Origin of the sequence: Citrobacter sp. wls619 (assembly GCF_005281345.1) — a bacterium.
Classification (GTDB): Bacteria; Pseudomonadota; Gammaproteobacteria; order Enterobacterales; family Enterobacteriaceae; genus Citrobacter.
In genome coordinates this window covers 403,095-421,161 of the sequence record NZ_SZXJ01000095.1, presented here as the reverse complement: position 1 = coordinate 421,161, position 18,067 = coordinate 403,095, and the positions used below count along the sequence as shown (strand labels likewise).

At 48.8% G+C, this 18,067-nt stretch carries 13 protein-coding genes; 7 read left to right on the top strand and 6 right to left on the bottom strand.

The window, feature by feature from the left end:
• Window positions 1-233: 233 nt before the first annotated feature.
• Window positions 234-1,778 (bottom strand): methyl-accepting chemotaxis protein, encoded by a 1,545-nt coding sequence (locus tag FDX19_RS19280; protein ID WP_137383969.1) that lies wholly within the window; start codon window positions 1,776-1,778, stop codon window positions 234-236.
• A 983-nt stretch (window positions 1,779-2,761) separates the two neighbouring features.
• On the opposite strand from FDX19_RS19280, the gene FDX19_RS19275 reads away from it, so the two are divergent.
• Window positions 2,762-4,378 carry a methyl-accepting chemotaxis protein gene (locus FDX19_RS19275; protein ID WP_137383968.1) on the top strand — a complete coding sequence of 539 codons (1,617 nt, stop codon included), beginning with the start codon at window positions 2,762-2,764 and terminating at the stop codon, window positions 4,376-4,378.
• Between the two features lie 137 nt (window positions 4,379-4,515).
• Here the strand turns inward: FDX19_RS19275 and FDX19_RS19270 are convergent, their stop codons facing one another.
• From FDX19_RS19270 to ppa, 3 genes are all read right to left on the bottom strand, one after another.
• The gene (locus FDX19_RS19270; RefSeq protein WP_137383967.1) at window positions 4,516-6,525 is read right to left on the bottom strand and encodes a TonB-dependent receptor; all 2,010 of its coding nucleotides are present in this window, start codon (window positions 6,523-6,525) and stop codon (window positions 4,516-4,518) included.
• 86 nt (window positions 6,526-6,611) lie between these two features.
• Window positions 6,612-7,682, bottom strand: coding sequence for a YncE family protein (locus tag FDX19_RS19265; protein ID WP_137383966.1), 1,071 nt, complete (start codon window positions 7,680-7,682; stop codon window positions 6,612-6,614).
• Window positions 7,683-7,891: 209 nt separating this feature from the next.
• Window positions 7,892-8,419, bottom strand: a complete 528-nt coding sequence (ppa, locus tag FDX19_RS19260; protein ID WP_005134479.1) for an inorganic diphosphatase — start codon at window positions 8,417-8,419, stop codon at window positions 7,892-7,894.
• A 309-nt stretch (window positions 8,420-8,728) separates the two neighbouring features.
• On the opposite strand from ppa, the gene ytfQ reads away from it, so the two are divergent.
• The 5 genes from ytfQ to FDX19_RS19235 all read left to right on the top strand — a co-directional run bounded on the left by ytfQ (window position 8,729) and on the right by FDX19_RS19235 (window position 14,531).
• Window positions 8,729-9,685 carry a galactofuranose ABC transporter substrate-binding protein YtfQ gene (gene ytfQ, locus FDX19_RS19255; protein ID WP_048212856.1) on the top strand — a complete coding sequence of 319 codons (957 nt, stop codon included), beginning with the start codon at window positions 8,729-8,731 and terminating at the stop codon, window positions 9,683-9,685.
• Between the two features lie 103 nt (window positions 9,686-9,788).
• Window positions 9,789-11,291, top strand: coding sequence for a galactofuranose ABC transporter, ATP-binding protein YtfR (gene ytfR, locus FDX19_RS19250; protein WP_137383965.1), 1,503 nt, complete (start codon window positions 9,789-9,791; stop codon window positions 11,289-11,291).
• A 13-nt stretch (window positions 11,292-11,304) separates the two neighbouring features.
• The gene (ytfT, locus tag FDX19_RS19245) at window positions 11,305-12,327 is read left to right on the top strand and encodes a galactofuranose ABC transporter, ATP-binding protein YtfT (protein WP_137383964.1); all 1,023 of its coding nucleotides are present in this window, start codon (window positions 11,305-11,307) and stop codon (window positions 12,325-12,327) included.
• Window positions 12,314-13,315, top strand: coding sequence for a galactofuranose ABC transporter, permease protein YjfF (yjfF, locus tag FDX19_RS19240; protein ID WP_137383963.1), 1,002 nt, complete (start codon window positions 12,314-12,316; stop codon window positions 13,313-13,315). Before ytfT ends, yjfF begins: the two co-directional genes overlap by 14 nt.
• Before the next feature lie 103 nt (window positions 13,316-13,418).
• A complete protein-coding gene (locus FDX19_RS19235) occupies window positions 13,419-14,531 on the top strand; it encodes a methyl-accepting chemotaxis protein (RefSeq protein ID WP_137383962.1) in 1,113 nt (370 codons plus the stop codon).
• A gap of 76 nt (window positions 14,532-14,607) precedes the next feature.
• On the opposite strand, the gene fbp is transcribed toward FDX19_RS19235, so the two are convergent.
• Window positions 14,608-15,606, bottom strand: coding sequence for a class 1 fructose-bisphosphatase (gene fbp, locus FDX19_RS19230; RefSeq protein ID WP_137383961.1), 999 nt, complete (start codon window positions 15,604-15,606; stop codon window positions 14,608-14,610).
• Window positions 15,607-15,781: 175 nt separating this feature from the next.
• On the opposite strand from fbp, the gene mpl reads away from it, so the two are divergent.
• On the top strand, window positions 15,782-17,152 hold the full coding sequence (gene mpl, locus FDX19_RS19225) for a UDP-N-acetylmuramate:L-alanyl-gamma-D-glutamyl-meso-diaminopimelate ligase (protein ID WP_137383960.1): 1,371 nt from the start codon (window positions 15,782-15,784) through the stop codon (window positions 17,150-17,152).
• 404 nt (window positions 17,153-17,556) lie between these two features.
• Here the strand turns inward: mpl and FDX19_RS25185 are convergent.
• Window positions 17,557-18,067, bottom strand: a 511-nt coding sequence (locus FDX19_RS25185; RefSeq protein ID WP_170974404.1) for a YadA C-terminal domain-containing protein, incomplete at its 5' end; no start/stop codon positions are given.

The following is an 18,067-nucleotide window of genomic DNA, read 5'->3' as shown; positions in this document are numbered from 1 at the left end:
GATCTGATGCTCAGTAAAACGGGCTTTATGCATAGCGATCTCCGTCGTTGGCAGGTTGAGTATGCCGAAAGATCTCTAAATGTGAATGGCGCAATTATGCGGGATGCTTACAAGTTACCCGGTATAGTGGAGGTGCACTGTACCGGGGTAGCTAACCAGGTTGTAGACTTTTTCCCGAGGAAGCATAGATTCTAATAATACTTTAATTTAATATAGCTAAAGTATTTAGTTATTTATTGGGGGTGACCAGACACTTCAATATGGAATTTGCTAACAAGAAGATTTAACCCCTCTATTTGTTGGCTAAGAGTATGTGTATTACTAGAGAATTCCTCAACCATTGAAGCATTTCCTAGAGTTACGGAATCCAGTTGATTTATTGCGACCGCTACTTGGTTAATACAAGTACTTTGCTCATCTGATGCAATCGATATATCACTCATAATGTCTTTAACTTGTCTGACAGATATTGCGATGCTAGCCATCATTGCTTCAGTTCCTGAAACCAGTTTAGCACCGTGAGTGATATTGGTTACGGAACCATTTATTAGGTTTTGTATCTCTTTTGCTGCTTCACGACTGTGGGACGCTAAATTTCTGACTTCCATCGCAACAACAGCAAATCCTTTACCTTGTTCTCCTGCACGAGCTGCTTCAACGGCAGCATTCAGCGCAAGAATGTTAGTCTGGTTAGAAATACCTTGAATTAATTTGGTTATATCTTCCATCTTTCTCGCATTTTCTGTAACCAGAACCATGTTGGATGAAACTTCAGACATGGCTTTTGAACCTTTATTTACGAGAGTATCAGCCTGTTGTACAAGGTCAGCGGCATTGTGTGCATTCTCAGAATTATGTCCAACCGTATCTTTTATCTGGGCCATCATGACAGCAGTTTCCTGCAAGGCACTGGTCTGTTCTTCAGTTCTGGATGATAATTCTATGTTTTTTTGTGAAATATTTGACGCATTATTATCTATCTCAAAAGAACTATGTTTAATTGAACATACTATTGCTTGTAAAGACTCTTGCATTACCTTTACTTTTTCACCCAGTAATTCAACTTCTTTGCACCCGTATACCTCTATTTTTTGGTTTATTTCCCCATTTGCTATGTTTGTTAAATAAGTGATTATTTTTTTTATTGGAATATTTAACACTTTGTTTAATGTGACAAATAAGAAGATAGTCACAAACAAAGTAATCACAACCATAAAGAAAGATGTTTTATTTTGACTGTTTTTTCGGGATGAGTTTTCATCATGTAAATTAATAAGATATGCCTTATCAAAATCACTGGTTGATTTCACGTTTCGTTCAAATCTTTCCAATACGCTACTAACTGATATTTTATTGGCGGCATCAATGTTGTTATTAGAAAGAATCTCAATGTATTCATTGAGGATATTGAAGCTGTCATCGTGCGATTTTATTAGATCACCGCCCAAGTCAAATTTGTTTTTTAGAGCAACCCAGCTTTTTTGGCCAGATGTTAATATCTGTTTTGACAGAGCTAACCGTTCACTCGCTCTTTTTTTATTATCAACATTTATATAGCTAAACGCGGCCTCGCTATATGCTCTTGATTTGTATAGTGAAATTGTGACTTCGTCAATAAGATTACTTTTCTCGTATAGCTCGCTGGCTTTTATTGAGGCATGATATGCTGCATTATTTGATGTAACATTTAAAACTACCTGAACTATCGTTATGCAAATAAAAACTGCTAAGCTAATCATAGAAATGGAAGATGATGTGAATCTTCTTAAAAAAAACATAAATGACCTGTTAGTAAAATTATTTGTTACTTATACCTTCGGTGGAAGTGAGAAGAGAATTAATAGGATTTGCCTATTAATTATCAAGATGAAGGAGAGGTGATAGATGAATACCTCTGGAGAGTGTTGACTCAGGTCAGAACATAACTATGGCGCCGTAATGTTGTGCTTAACTTGATAAATACTGGAAATCACCATTGTACAAAAATTAAGAAAAGCACAAGTATAAAATATCAGATCCGCTCCCTTCGTTTCTCAACTAATGAGAATTATTCAGGAAGTCTGGCATATTTATTCTGGTGATTTCATTAAATAAATCTCTTCTATTTCAATGTGTTGTGTATTAATCTTCAGTTCGCGAATTTCAGTCAGCTCGTGCGTCATCGTTGGCGCTACAGGGGGGCCTGTTCACTCTATCGACCCCACTTATCCATTGCGGATTTACCGATATTCATTGCCGTGTCTGCATCGGCCGCAGTGTAATGTTGATCGAGTACAAGCGGAGTGGCTTCGAGGCGAAACGCTGGGTCAAAATTTCGTCAGCTATACCTGGTCAAAATACCACCTGCTTTTGCCTATGAATCGATGATATCACTTCTATTCAAGTAGAAAAATGCACTATTCCACTGCAAAAATATCTTATGAAAAAAAATTGAATGCCGATAGTTAATTATATACACGAAAAAATGTAGATATATATTTTTTATACTGTAGTCATATTTATATATTGTAGTGATATCGATTTTTTATAAGAACCAAGAAGGTTTAAGTATGAAATATAAAAACACTGCTAGCATTTTTATTTTATAAGGCAGTGTTAAGGTCTTAGATAATGATATAAAACGGATGTAAGTCATGGATATTCAATTATCAATGGCAATTGACGTTATTATCGAATGGAAAACTGAAGTGATATTCACATTTGCCATTAATAACAATGACAAATAGGTGCTAATTGAATGGAAATATATAGAAGGTGTTCTATGTTTAACCATATTCGTGTCGTTACAATGCTTATGCTGGTATTGGCCATTTTCGCTTTTCTGCAGGTTACTTCTGGCGGACTATTTTTCTCATCGCTAAAAAAAAACCAGAGTATATTCAGCACTACACATGATATGCGTCTACAGCAAAGTGAACTCAATTCTACTTGGGAGCTAATGCTGCAAACACGCATAAATTTGAGCCGTTCGGCAGCTCGTATGTTGATGGATCCTAATAATCAGCAAAGCGCTGCAAAAAAGGATCTCCTTAACGATTCATATGCTACTTTAGCAATGGCAGCTAAACACTATTCGGCATTTAAGAGTATTACCCAACAACAAACGATGTATAATTTAAACCAGAATGTTGACGATAAATACAATGCTTACTTTACTGGTCTGACAGATTTACTCCAGTTCCTTGAAGTTGGTAACTTAGATGCCTATTTTGAACATCCTACGCAGGGGATGCAAAATGCCCTTGGTTCAGTGATCACAGAGTACGAAAAAACCAGTAGTAATTTATTCCAATCGGCATTTGCTGAGAGCCAGAATGACTTTGATTTCGCCAAGTGGCAAATGAGCGCTCTGATCTTGGTACTGATTATCGTTTTACTGACATTATGGTACTGTATTCGCCATGCCCTACTTAATCCACTCAACCGCATCATTGTCCATATCCACGATATCGCCAGTGGTGATCTGACTAAAACTCTAACCATTTCAGGGTGCAATGAGATTGCAGGCCTTGCTGGCAGCGTAGTTCATATGCAACACGCACTTATTGATACTGTTTCCAATGTACGTAACAGTTCTGATGCTGTTTATACAAGTACCAGTGAAATTGCCAGAGGAAATAAAGATCTGTCTTCCCGAACAGAACAGCAAGCTTCAGCATTAGATGAAACAGCCGCTACGATTGAAGAACTTAGCGCTACAGTAAAGCAGAATGCTGATAATGCCCGCAAGGCGTCATTCCTGGCGGAGAGTGCTTCCGAAATCGCTCAGCGTGGTGGACTTGCTGTGGATAGAGTAGTGAAAACTATGAACGATATAACTGAAAGTTCGAATAAAATAGCTGATATTATTAGTGTGATCGATAGTATAGCGTTTCAGACTAACATCCTTGCGCTGAATGCTGCCGTTGAGGCCGCTCGTGCTGGAGAGCAGGGGCGCGGTTTTGCGGTGGTTGCTGGCGAAGTACGTACTCTTGCCAGTCGTAGTTCTAACGCAGCGAGAGAGATTAAATCCCTAATTGAAGATTCAGTCTCCCGTATAGACAATGGCGCCGTGTTAGTGGTCAATGCAGGACAGACTATGACTGATATTGTGATGTCCGTTACGAAAGTAACAGACATCATAGGTGAAATCGCTTATGCGTCTGATGAACAAAGCCGCGGTATAGAACAGGTGGCATTGGCTGTATCGGAAATGGATGTCGTTACACACCAGAATGCTACACTAGTGCAGGACTCTGCAGCATCAGCCTCGGCACTCGAAGAACAAGCAAGCAGTCTGAAGATTACCGTATCGACTTTTCTTCTATCTCCCCAGTCAGAATTGCAATTGAGTCATAGAAAACCAGATAGCCTTAACTTTAATGAAAACTGGAGCTGATAATAGTATTTATCAGTATCCCGCATAATTGTAAGGGCACCCTGAATAGGGCCATCTGCTCAGATGGCCCTATGAAAAGAAGGCATTTCAGCGCGGAGTTCACATGCGAATCCGCCATCCAGTTTTACCTTCAAGATTTAAAACTCTACGCGCGCGCCGAGGTTATAGCGACGGCCTTCCACCTGAGCAGATTCATTCCACGCGGTAGTCAGCTTCGGATCTTCATCCAACACGTTGTAGATACCTGCCATCAACTGCGTGTGCTTATTGAGCTGATAACGTACGCCCACATCAACCATTGTGTAGTCATCGTATTTGTAATTATTGCCGCTGTTGCGGTTACTGCTGCGATAGTTCACTGTACTCCACACGTCGAGACTCTGTGTCGCTGCCCAGGTCAGCGACAGATTCGCCATATGACGCGGGTAGTCGTTCAGCGCGTAGCCTTTGTTGACGCCGCTTTTCTGCTCGCTGTGGTTCCAGGTGTAGTTAGCGTTGGCTTTGAGGTCGGCGCTAATTTGCCAGTCGGCATTCAGCTCAATGCCGTATACGTCTGCCTCACTGACGTTAAAGTATTTACTGACGGAATCTGCTTTGTAGCCATTCACCGAGCACTGGTTTGTCGCCGTGGTTTCACAAATGGTTTGTTCAGCGATTTTGTCTTTGAACTGGGTATAGAAGACCGTGCTATCCAGAGCCAGCGCATCGCCCGTCCAGTAGAGACCCAGCTCAGAGTTAACGCTTTTCTCTGGTTTCAGGTCGTCATTACCTACCGTCAGGAATGGATAAGGCACGGTTGAGCCGTAAGGGGTGACGAAGTTGCTGGAGGTCGCGCGTAGCTCCGGCTTTTTATATCCTGCCGAAATACCACCCTTTAGCGCCCAGGCATCGCTGAAGGCCCAGTTGCCGTACATTTTTGGCGTAATATGCGTACCAAAGTTATCGTCCTGATCCATACGCGCCGAGGTGGTCAGGATGAAATCGTCAATACTCCAGCCATCTTCAGCAAACAGCGCCCAGCCGTTGCGGCTGATTTTGGTTACCGGCTCTGAGCCGGGCAGCGTTTTGTTAGCCACATCAAAGCGGTCATTTAACTCTTCGCGGGTAAAATTCGCCCCGATGGTCAGTTTATGGTTGTCGAGTGTAAACGTGGTTTGCGAATTAGCGACATAGTTTTCCATCTGTACATACTGCGGAGCCTGCCCGTTATAGACGTACTTCGAACGGCCTTTCTCGTAATTAATGTAGTTGGTTGTCGCGATGGTATCGTCTGCGTACCAGCCGGTATGCGTCAGGGTGGCGGCATTACGATCGAACAGCCATGACCACGGGGCACCGCGTTTCTGAGTCCGGTTTTTCTCCTGTTCACCGGTGACCACGTTGAGGTCGAACAGGTTATTTTCGCTGGCGGCCAGGCCCAGCGTCATATCAACGGATTTACGGTTGTGTTTGCCGAAATAGTTATTGCGATCGTCATCGCGGCGGTCGAGCCAGTCGGCCGCCACGCTAAGGCCCAGCACATCGGGCACAATCGGCCCCATGGTAAACAGGTTCATCTGGCTGGTATTACCCAAATACTGGTGTTCCTGAAGCCAGGTATTCGCCGCAATCGCCGTCGTCCAGTCTTTCGCGCCGTACGGTTTTTTGGTGATGACGTTGACGACGCCACCGATAGCGTCTGAACCGTACAGCGAGGACATTGGCCCGCGAATAACCTCGATACGCTCAATGGCCTCCATAGGCGGTAAGAAGTTGGCTTCGGTACCAATATCATGGCCGTAGGGGCGCGACTCACCGGTATTCTGTTTGACGCTGTTAACCATAAAAGCGGTATAGGACGGGTCCATACCGCGGATCATAATGCTGCCCGCGTTCATGCCGCTGCTGTTGGTGACCGAGACACCGGGAAGGTTTTTAATCGCTTCGCCAATGCTACGGTCCGGCTGAATATCCAGCGTTTTACGATCGATAACTGAAATGGTGGCCGGCGCTTCGCGCTTTTGCTGCGAGAACCCGGATGCGGTGACCACCATTTCATCTTCACTATTGCGTGAGGTTTCCGTTAATTCTTCGGCCTGCGCGGGAAAAATAACACCGCCTGAGAATGCAACGATCCCTGTCAGCGTAATAAGTTGACGCGTTTTCATAATATAAGACACCTGAAAAGTAAAAAAATAAAAGCATCACCTTGCAACCCGGAAAAGCTGCAAGGTGTAAGAAGCATTTTTAATTATTAATATTTAGACAGATCGACTTTCAGCACGTAGTCGGGTTTTATGCCAATCATCTTTTCCGACTGCTTTACACTGACGAACAGAGTGCTAGCATCTGCCGAAAGCGCCAGGCTGTTAGGTAACGCATTGGTTTCAATGCTTTGTTTTACCTGATAAGTCTTGCTGTCCACAATGCTGATGCGCTTTGCATTACGGTGGGTGATATAAACTTCCTGGCGTTTTTCGTTATATAGCACAGCTAAAGAATTAATGACTTTAATTGGTGCGATAACTTTTCCATTATTAATGTCGACAACCAGAACATCAGCCAGATCAGGATCGGTCAGAAACGCACGATTATTTTTTGCATCAAGCGCAATGTTCAGGAAGAAATGTTTTTTGTCAGATTCAATGGTAAAACGGTTAATAATTTTTTGGCTGGTGGTATCCAGCGTAATCAGTTCATTTCGGCCATTCACGACATACAAGCGATCTTTATCAGCATCGACGGCCATACCGGTTGGGTACTGACCCATGTTTTCAAGGGTGGCAATTTTTTCACGTTTTTGCGTATCCACGACCCAGACAATGCCTTTTTCAGCCACGCCGGAGACATACAGGCGGTGATGCTGTTTATCGAGCACCATTTCACGGGTATGGACAATGTCTTTCGGGTTGCTGGCTTCGCTCAGTTGCAGTATCGCCAACTCTTTACCGCTGCGGGTATCGATTAAGGTGACTGAACCTTCCAGTGTATTACCGACATACAGTACCTGGTTCTCTTCATCCAGCGCGGTGGCGAAGGCACGGCGGCTGGTCTTGATGACTTCGGTGGTTGTGAGTTTTTCCAGATCGAGTTTGTAGATAAGCCCGCTGGTTTTGTCTTTATCAAATGACGGAGACGAGGCGGCAAAGAGCGCGTTCTGCTGACTGTCAACCGCCAGTTCATACACGCCGTTACCGACATCGTGGGTCAGAAAATCTTTTTCAGGCAGCGTCTCTGCCGTGCTGGGCAGGCTGGTAAATAACAGCGCCGTGACGAGTGCTACGCCGGAATAGTGTTTCAGGGACTTCACAGTGTGGAGGTTCATTGACTTTTATTCACATTTATTTACGTGTTGCGAATGATAATGAGATCTAATCTCATTCGCAAATAAGATGAATGAAATGTGACTACCCAATCTGGTAGGTCAAAAAGAAACCAGCGGGCTACCGGGAGAATAAAGGGAGGGAAAGTACAGGCATAAAAAAACCCTTACTAACCAGAGGCTGGTGTTCAGGGTTTTCAGCGCAGGCGAAATTATTTCTTCGCGCGCTCGAAGGAAGCAACGATTTCAGCTTTAGCCGCTTCAGCGTTGTCCCAACCGTCAACTTTCACCCATTTGCCCGCTTCGAGGTCTTTATAGTGCTCGAAGAAGTGAGTGATCTGCGCTTTCAGCAGGTCCGGCAGGTCGTTCACATCTTTGATGTGATCGTATTCTTTGCTCAGTTTGGTGTGCGGTACGGCAACCAGTTTCGCATCTTCACCGGATTCGTCGGTCATTTTCAGTACGCCAACCGGACGGCAGCGGATAACTGAACCTGGCTCCAGCGGGTACGGAGTCGGGACCAGAACGTCTACCGGATCACCATCCAGAGACAGGGTGTGGTTGATGTAACCGTAGTTGCACGGATAGAACATCGCGGTGGACATGAAGCGGTCAACGAACAGGGCGCCGCTCTCTTTGTCAACTTCGTATTTGATCGGATCTGCGTTTGCAGGGATCTCGATAACAACGTAGATATCTTCCGGCAGATCTTTACCGGCAGGGACGTTGAGTAAGCTCATGTCTGTTTCCTTTAAATAAGCTATGGCAAACAAGTGGCGGGTATTATAGCCAACTCGCGCCGAATGTCTCCGCTTGTTTTCGCTTTCGCGGCGCACATTTTCTTCTTTTTTCTTCTCTTTAGTGACAGAAAAATCCATATCTTCAGCCGCATTTTTCATAGTGATATGAAAGCGATTACAAAGTTGTGATTAACGTTTTATTTACTTTTTTGAAGTGTGATGTAACGCAATTCGTTACATGCTCAATTGTCTATAGTTTTTTCGCGACTGTTTATTAACCAACAATAATCCCCCTACGAGGACGCACTTATGTGGAAGCGCTTACTTTTAGTCACAGCAGTTTCGACAGCCATGTCGTCTATGGCATTGGCAGCCCCTTTAACCGTAGGATTTTCGCAGGTTGGCTCTGAATCCGGCTGGCGCGCGGCGGAAACCAATGTGGCGAAAAGCGAGGCCGAAAAGCGTGGTATTACGCTGAAAATCGCTGACGGCCAGCAAAAACAGGAAAACCAGATTAAAGCCGTACGCTCATTTGTCGCGCAGGGCGTGGATGCCATCTTCATTGCGCCGGTCGTGGCAACGGGTTGGGAGCCGGTGTTAAAAGAAGCAAAAGATGCCAACATTCCGGTCTTTTTGCTCGATCGTTCCATCGATGTAAAAGACAAATCTCTCTATATGACCACCGTTACCGCCAATAACGTGCTGGAAGGTAAATTAATCGGCGACTGGCTGATTAAAGAGGTGAACGGCAAACCGTGTAACGTGGTTGAGCTGCAAGGGACCGTCGGTGCCAGCGTGGCGATTGACCGTAAAAAAGGTTTTGCCGAAGCCATCGCCAGCGCGCCAAACATCAAAATTATTCGCTCTCAATCCGGGGACTTCACCCGTAGTAAAGGCAAAGAAGTCATGGAGAGCTTTATCAAAGCTGAAAATAACGGCAAGAACATCTGCATGGTTTACGCTCACAACGATGACATGGTGATCGGGGCTATCCAGGCGATTAAAGAAGCGGGTCTGAAGCCGGGCAAAGATATTCTGACCGGTTCAATCGATGGCGTACCGGATATCTATAAAGCGATGATTGATGGCGAAGCCAATGCCAGCGTCGAGCTGACGCCAAATATGGCCGGGCCGGCATTCGACGCGCTGGAGAAATTCAAAAAAGACGGCACGATGCCTGAGAAGCTGACCATTACCAAGTCGATCCTCTATCTGCCGGATACGGCGAAAGAAGAGTTAGAGAAGAAGAAAAACATGGGCTACTAGGCCTTCATGAAAATGCCGGGGGCGCCGCGCTTGCCCGGCCTACATTACGCTCTTTTGTAGGCCGGATAAGCGTAGCGCCATCCGGCGTGAGGCAGGGGGAACCATGACCACCGAACAACATCAGGAAATCCTCCGCACCGAAGGATTAAGCAAATTCTTTCCCGGCGTTAAGGCGCTGGATAATGTGGATTTCAGCTTGCGTCGTGGCGAGATTATGGCGCTGCTGGGAGAAAACGGAGCCGGCAAATCGACGCTCATCAAAGCGCTGACCGGCGTTTACCATGCCGATCGCGGCACTATCTGGCTCGAAGGCCAACCGATCACCCCCAAAAACACCGCCCATGCCCAACAACTGGGGATTGGCACCGTGTACCAGGAAGTGAACCTGCTGCCCAATATGTCGGTTGCCGATAATTTATTTATTGGTCGTGAACCGCGGCGCTTTGGCCTGCTTCAGCGCAAGCAAATGGAAAAACGCGCGACGGAGCTGATGGCGTCATACGGTTTTTCGCTCGACGTGCGCGAGCCGCTGAACCGCTTTTCGGTGGCGATGCAGCAGATAGTTGCCATCTGTCGGGCGATCGATCTCTCCGCGAAGGTGCTGATCCTTGATGAGCCCACCGCCAGCCTCGACACCCAGGAAGTTGAAATGCTGTTCGGTCTGATGCGACATCTGCGCGATCGCGGCGTCAGTCTGATCTTCGTCACCCACTTCCTCGATCAGGTTTATCAGGTCAGCGATCGCATTACCGTCCTGCGGAACGGCGGCTTCGTTGGCTGCCGTGAAACCCGGGAATTACCGCAAATCGAACTGGTCAAAATGATGCTGGGCCGCGAACTGGATACCCATGCGCTACAGCGTGCAGGCCGCACGTTGCTGAGCGATAAGCCAGTGGCGGCGTTCAGGGATTTTGGCAAAAAAGGTACCATCGCGCCGTTCGATCTACAGGTGCGTCCCGGCGAGATCGTTGGGCTGGCGGGGCTGCTGGGATCGGGACGAACAGAAACGGCGGAAGTGATCTTCGGTATTAAACCTGCGGACAGCGGCAGTGCGCTGATCAAAGGTAAATCGCAGACCTTGCGATCGCCGCATCAAGCTTCGTGTCTGGGGATCGGCTTCTGCCCGGAGGATCGCAAAACGGATGGCATCATCGCCGCGGCTTCGGTACGGGAAAATATCATTCTGGCCCTGCAGGCGCAGCGCGGCTGGCTGCGGCCCATCCCGCGGAAAGAACAAAACGAGATCGCCGAGCGTTTTATTCGTCAGCTCGGTATTCGCACCCCCAACGCTGAGCAGTCGATCGAATTTCTCTCCGGCGGCAATCAGCAAAAAGTCTTGCTCTCGCGCTGGTTGCTGACCAAACCGCAGTTCCTGATCCTCGATGAACCCACGCGTGGGATCGACGTTGGTGCGCATGCCGAGATTATCCGCCTGATCGAAACGCTGTGCGCGGATGGTCTGGCGCTGCTGGTGATTTCATCCGAACTGGAAGAGTTAGTGGGCTATGCCGATCGGGTCATTATTATGCGCGATCGCAAACAGGTGGCCGAGATCCCACTGGCTGAATTGTCCGTACCGGCGATCATGAACGCTATTGCGGCCTAAGGAGACTATGGTGATGCCTCAATCTCTCCCTCAATCCAATCCGCCTGAGCGGCGGTTTCGCTGGCCAAAGGGAATGCCGCAACTGGTGGCGCTGCTGTTGGTGCTGCTGGTGGATAGCCTGGTCGCGCCGCACTTTTATCAGGTCATTTTGCAAGATGGTCGGCTGTTCGGCAGCCCGATTGATATTCTCAACCGCGCCGCGCCCGTGGCGCTGCTGGCGATTGGTATGACGCTGGTGATTGCCACTGGCGGCATCGATCTTTCCGTTGGGGCGGTGATGGCCATTGCCGGGGCGACAACCGCTGCGATGACGGTTGCCGGGTACAGCTTACCCGTGGTGCTGCTTGCTGCCTTAGGCTCCGGCCTTCTGGCGGGATTGTGGAACGGGATTCTGGTGGCGATCCTCAAGATCCAACCGTTTGTCGCGACGCTGATCCTGATGGTGGCCGGGCGCGGCGTTGCGCAGTTGATCACCTCCGGGCAGATCGTCACCTTCAACTCACCTGATCTGTCGTGGTTTGGCAGCGGCTCGCTGTTACTGTTCCCCACGCCGGTAATTATTGCACTGCTCACGCTGGTGGTGTTCTGGTTGCTGACCCGAAAAACGGCGCTGGGCATGTTTATTGAAGCGGTAGGTATCAACATTCGTGCGGCGAAAAATGCCGGGGTCAACACCCGCATCATTGTGATGCTTACCTATGTGCTGAGCGGCCTGTGCGCGGCTATCGCTGGCATTATCGTCACGGCGGATATCCGCGGGGCAGACGCCAATAACGCCGGATTGTGGCTGGAGCTGGATGCCATCCTGGCGGTAGTTATTGGCGGTGGCTCGCTGATGGGCGGGCGCTTTAACCTGCTGCTATCGGTAATTGGCGCGTTGATCATTCAGGGGATGAACACCGGGATTTTACTGTCGGGCTTCCAGCCGGAACTGAATCAGGTGGTCAAAGCCATCGTGGTGTTGTGCGTGCTGGTCGTGCAGTCACAACGCTTTATCAGCCTGATAAAAGGAGTGCGCGGTCGTGATAAAACGTAATTTACCGCTGATGATCACCCTCGGGGTCTTTATTTTGGGCTACCTCTACTGCCTGACGCAATTTCCCGCTTTTGCTTCCACCCGGGTGATTTGCAATATCCTGACCGATAACGCTTTTTTAGGGATTATCGCCGTCGGCATGACTTTCGTCATTCTCTCTGGCGGGATCGACCTTTCCGTTGGTTCGGTGATCGCGTTTACCGGCGTATTTCTGGCGAAAGCCATCGGCTACTGGGGCATTTCCCCGCTGCTGGCGTTCCCTTTGGTTTTGCTGATGGGCTGCGCGTTTGGCGCGTTTATGGGGTTACTGATTGATGCGCTGAAGATCCCGGCATTTATCATTACCCTGGCGGGAATGTTCTTCCTGCGCGGTGTTAGCTATCTGGTTTCCGAAGAATCCATTCCGATCAACCATCCTGTGTATGATGCTCTTTCCAGTCTGGCATGGAAGATACCCGGCGGCGGTCGCCTGAGCGCGATGGGTTTGCTGATGCTGGCGGTCGTCATCATCGGTATATTCCTGGCGCACCGTACGCGCTTTGGTAATCAGGTTTACGCCATTGGCGGCAACGCCACTTCGGCTAACCTGATGGGCATCTCAACCCGCAGCACCACCATCCGTATCTATATGCTGTCCACCGGGCTTGCGACGCTTGCCGGCATTGTCTTTTCCATTTATACCCAGGCCGGTTATGCGCTGGCAGGTGTCGGGGTAGAACTGGATGCTATCGCCTCGGTGGTGATTGGCGGTACGTTGCTGAGCGGTGGGGTTGGTACGGTTTTAGGTACCTTATTTGGTGTTGCCATTCAGGGGCTGATTCAGACCTATATTAATTTTGATGGCACATTAAGTTCCTGGTGGACGAAGATCGCGATTGGCATTTTATTGTTTATTTTTATTGCCTTACAACGTGGTCTCACGGTGCTTTGGGAAAATCGTCAGAGCTCGCCGGTCACCCGCGTGAGCACGGCTGAAGTGCCAAAGTAACATCATGATTTTCCAGAAAACATTTAAATACCTAAACTTTTTCCGGTTGTAGTCGATAGGTTCTGTACAGGTCTGTTTTATCCCTACAACCGGAAATATAACGATGCCAAAATCCCTTTCAATTCGATCAAGTTTGTTGGTGTTATTGTCTCTGCTGACGTTTCTTCTGTTGCTGACCGGCGGCATGGGGCTTTATGCCGCCACTCGCGTTATTAACTCTTTGGTTTATCACGGTATTATGAGCGCTGCTATGTTGGCTGCCATTGCGTTGCTGGCGGTCATTTGGTTTATGCTGCGAAATAAGTTTCTTAAACCGCTGGATAACATTATTGAACAGCTGGAACGTCTGGCGACAGGCGATTTGTCGCCTGTTAGCGCGTTATCGGCCAGCGCTGAATTTAACCGCCTTAACGCGGCAATGGATGAAATGCGCCATGCGTTGGGTGATTCTGTGCAGCGTGTGCGTGAAGCCAGCTCGCAAATTGATGTTGGCAGCCGCGAATTGAGCGCAGGTAACCAACATCTGGCGCAACGTACAGAATCCACCGCCACGTCGCTGGAACAGACCGCTGCCAGTATGGAAGAACTCACCGCGACCGTGAAACAGAATGCGCAGAACGCAGAGCAGGCGCATCAGATGGCAAAATCGGTATCGGATACCGCCGACCGGGGCAGTGAGATGGTGTGCTATGTGATTGAAAAGATGCGCGATATTTCCGGCAGCTCTAGCCGAATTGCCGATATCCTCAGTGTGATCGACGGTATTGCTTTCCAGACCAATATCCTGGCACTCAATGCCTCCGTTGAAGCGGCGCGCGCGGGTGAGCAAGGTCGTGGTTTTGCGGTGGTAGCAGGGGAAGTACGCAATCTTGCCAGCCGTAGCGCCGAGGCGGCAAAAGAGATCCGTACATTGATCAGTGATTCCCATACGCATGTGGGTGAGGGAAGTGAATTGGCGCAACAGGCGGGTGAAACCATGGATGAAATCGCGACCGAGGTTATGCGTATGACCAAGCTGATGCGTGAAATTGCCAGCGCGTCTCAGGAGCAGAGCCGTGGGATTGAGCAGGTGAATATTGCGGTGAGTCAGATGGATGAAACGGCGCAGCAGAATGCGGCGTTGGTACAGCAGTCTTCGGCAGCTACCCGCTCGTTGGAAGAGCAGTCTTCAGCGCTAATCGAAGCCATGGCCGTATTTAAGCTACAGACAGCCTAACCGAACGATGGATTTTGTAGGCCGAATGGCGGCGTAAACGCCTTTATCCGGCCTACGTCCGTGCGATGAATGATACTTACGCGTCCGGGAACTCGCGGATAAAGCGTTCTACATCGTCGACCATATGGTCGTTACCGACGAAGAAGGAGCGGCGCTGGTGCAGGCTTTCCGGGATGATATCCAGAATACGATTTTTACCGTCGCTGGCTTTGCCGCCTGCTTGCTCGGCCAGCAGGGCCATTGGGTTGCATTCGTACAGCAGGCGCAGTTTCCCTTGCGGGTGGCTGGCGGTGCTTGGGTACAGGTAGATCCCGCCTTTCAGCAGATTGCGATGGAAGTCCGCAACCAGAGAGCCAATGTAGCGCGAGGTGTACGGGCGCTGGGTTGACTTATCTTCTTCCTGGCAGAATTTAATGTACTTCTTCACACCGTTCGGGAATTTAATGTAGTTGCCTTCGTTAATGGAGTACGTGCTGCCTTTCGTCGGGAAGCGCATACGTTCCTGGCTGAGGCAGAATACGCCCAGAGAAGGATCGTAGGTGAAGGCGTGCACGCCACAGCCGGTGGTGTACACCAGCATGGTGGAAGAACCATAAACAACGTAGCCCGCAGCAACCTGCTTGTTGCCCGGCTGCAGGAAATCCTCTTCCGTGACCGGTGTGCCGACTGGGGTTACGCGACGGTAAATAGAGAAAATCGTACCGACAGAGACGTTAACATCGATGTTGGATGAGCCATCCAGCGGATCCATTAGCACAACGTATTTAGCGTGTTCACAGCCTTCAAAGACGACGATTTCATCTTCTTCTTCTGAGGCAATGCCCGCCACAATGTCGCGCGCCTTCAGTGCTGCTTTCAGTTTTTCGTTCGCGAACAGATCGAGTTTTTGCTGAACCTCTCCCTGCACGTTCTCAGCACCGCTGGCACCCAGGATATCGACCAGACCGGCCTTGTTGATATCGCGGTGGATGATCTTGGCGCCCAGCTTTATTGCCGACAACAAAGCAGTGAGTTCACCGGTAGCATGAGAAAACTCGTGCTGCTTTTCGACAATAAATTCACCTAACGTTTTCATAACACTTTCCCTGCAATTTATGTGGAGTAAAGCGACCGCAACAATATTAACAAATATTTCAGCTATCGCGCTCAGGTGAATCGCGCCAGCAAACTACGGAATATCCTGAAATGCGTTTCTCAGTTGCCAGACATGTGCGTAAAATGGCCCCCAGATTAAAAAAGGATAGTGACGTATGCGCATTCATATTTTGGGAATTTGTGGCACTTTCATGGGCGGTCTGGCGATGCTGGCACGCTCGCTCGGTCATGAAGTAACGGGTTCGGACGCCAATGTGTATCCGCCGATGAGCACCTTACTTGAGAAGCAAGGCATTGAACTTATTCAGGGTTACGATGCCAGCCAGCTCGACCCACAGCCGGACCTGGTGATCATCGGTAATGCGATGACCCGTGGTAATCCCTGCGTGGAAGCGGTGCTGGAGAAGAACATTCCATACATGTCTGGCCCGCAATGGCTGCATGACTTTGTGTTGCGCGACCGCTGGGTACTGGCGGTGGCGGGGACGCACGGCAAAACGACTACGGCTGGAATGGCAACCTGGATCCTCGAAGTCTGCGGTTATAAACCGGGTTTCGTGATCGGCGGCGTGCCGGGTAACTTTGAGGTTTCCGCGCGTCTGGGTGAAAGCAACTTTTTCGTGATTGAAGCGGATGAGTACGACTGCGCCTTCTTCGATAAGCGTTCCAAATTTGTGCATTACTGCCCGCGTACCCTGATCCTCAACAACCTTGAGTTCGATCACGCGGACATCTTTGACGATCTGAAAGCGATTCAGAAGCAGTTCCATCACCTGGTGCGCATCGTGCCGGGTCAGGGACGCATCATCTACCCGGAAAACGACATCAATCTGAAACAGACGATGGCGATGGGCTGCTGGAGCGAACAGGAGCTGGTGGGCGAGCAGGGTCATTGGCAGGCGAAAAAGCTGACCACCGATGCTTCCGAGTGGGAAGTGTGGCTGGACGGTGAAAAAGTTGGCGAAGTGAAGTGGGGCCTGGTCGGCGAACACAACATGCACAACGGCCTGATGGCGATTGCAGCCGCGCGTCATGTTGGCGTTGTGCCTGCGGATGCGGCCAATGCATTGGGTTCGTTCATCAACGCCCGTCGTCGTCTTGAGCTGCGCGGCGAAGCCAATGGCGTGACGGTGTATGACGATTTCGCCCATCACCCGACGGCTATTCTGGCAACGCTTGCCGCACTGCGCGGTAAAGTAGGTGGCACGGCGCGCATCATCGCGGTGCTGGAACCTCGCTCTAACACCATGAAAATGGGCCTGTGCAAAGACGATCTCGCACCATCATTAGGCCGTGCAGACGAAGTGTTCCTGCTGCAACCCCCGCATATTCCGTGGCAGGTAGCGGAAGTCGCTGAAGCCTGCGTCCAGCCAGCTCACTGGAGTGGTGATGTGGATGCGCTGGCGGATATGGTAGTGAAAACCGCACAGCCCGGCGATCATATCCTGGTAATGAGCAACGGCGGGTTTGGCGGTATTCATCAAAAACTGCTGGATGGTCTGGCGAAGAAAGCTCAGCAGGAGTAATTCGCCTGGTTTTGCGCGGAGCGGGTTGCCCCCGGCCCTGTGGGGATAGGGGGGACTTGTTTGAAGTGGTCTACTTAATTTAGATACAGTCAGAGGTTTCTGTCTTTCCATCTCGGTGGCGTTAACCCACCGTTGTTTTGATGTGGCCTAAAACGGTTGTAATATCCGCTCAGATACTGCATCACATCTTTCTCTGCTCCACTTCTGTTTCAGTAGCTGTAGTGGTCGAGTAATATTGGCTACAGTTTTACAGGCAAAAAGGATGGTTAGAGACTTGGTGGCAAATCTACAACCCATAGCGATTTTTGAATGCAAAATGCCCGATGAGTTTCATCGGGCATTATCAGGCTGAAGAGTGTCAATTTCTACCAGGATTAGTAACCTAAATAGTTAAACACGATTGATTAGAAACCAAAACTCATACCAACCGCAACACCAGTATTGTGTTGGGTATCAAGAGAGGCCTTCGCAGAAAGAGTGGCATTCTTACCAACATTATAATATGCACCGGCAGCCATGGATTGTTCACCACCAAATGTGGCTGCACCCATACCGAAGTTGAAATCATAGCCAAATTTTTGTGGAATTGCAGTCATCGCCATTGCGCCAGCAATACCTGCTTTTGCTTGTTTATCGTTATCATCAATTTTGTTATCTAAGCTATTTACTCGGCCATCAAGTTGGGAGAACTTGTTATCGGTATAATTATTTGCTTGGGTGAGCGAATTATCGACATACGCTTTACCATCTGCGCGATTTTTGTCTGAAGTTGTGTTGGTGTAAGCATAAGAAGTGCTGATTGCATCTGCTTTTGCGACATCAGTATAACTATTTGCCGTCGCAATCGCTTCGTTTTTAGCCGTTGCGGTGGTGGTGTCAGTATAGCTGTTGGCGGTGTTGATAGCGTCCTGCTTA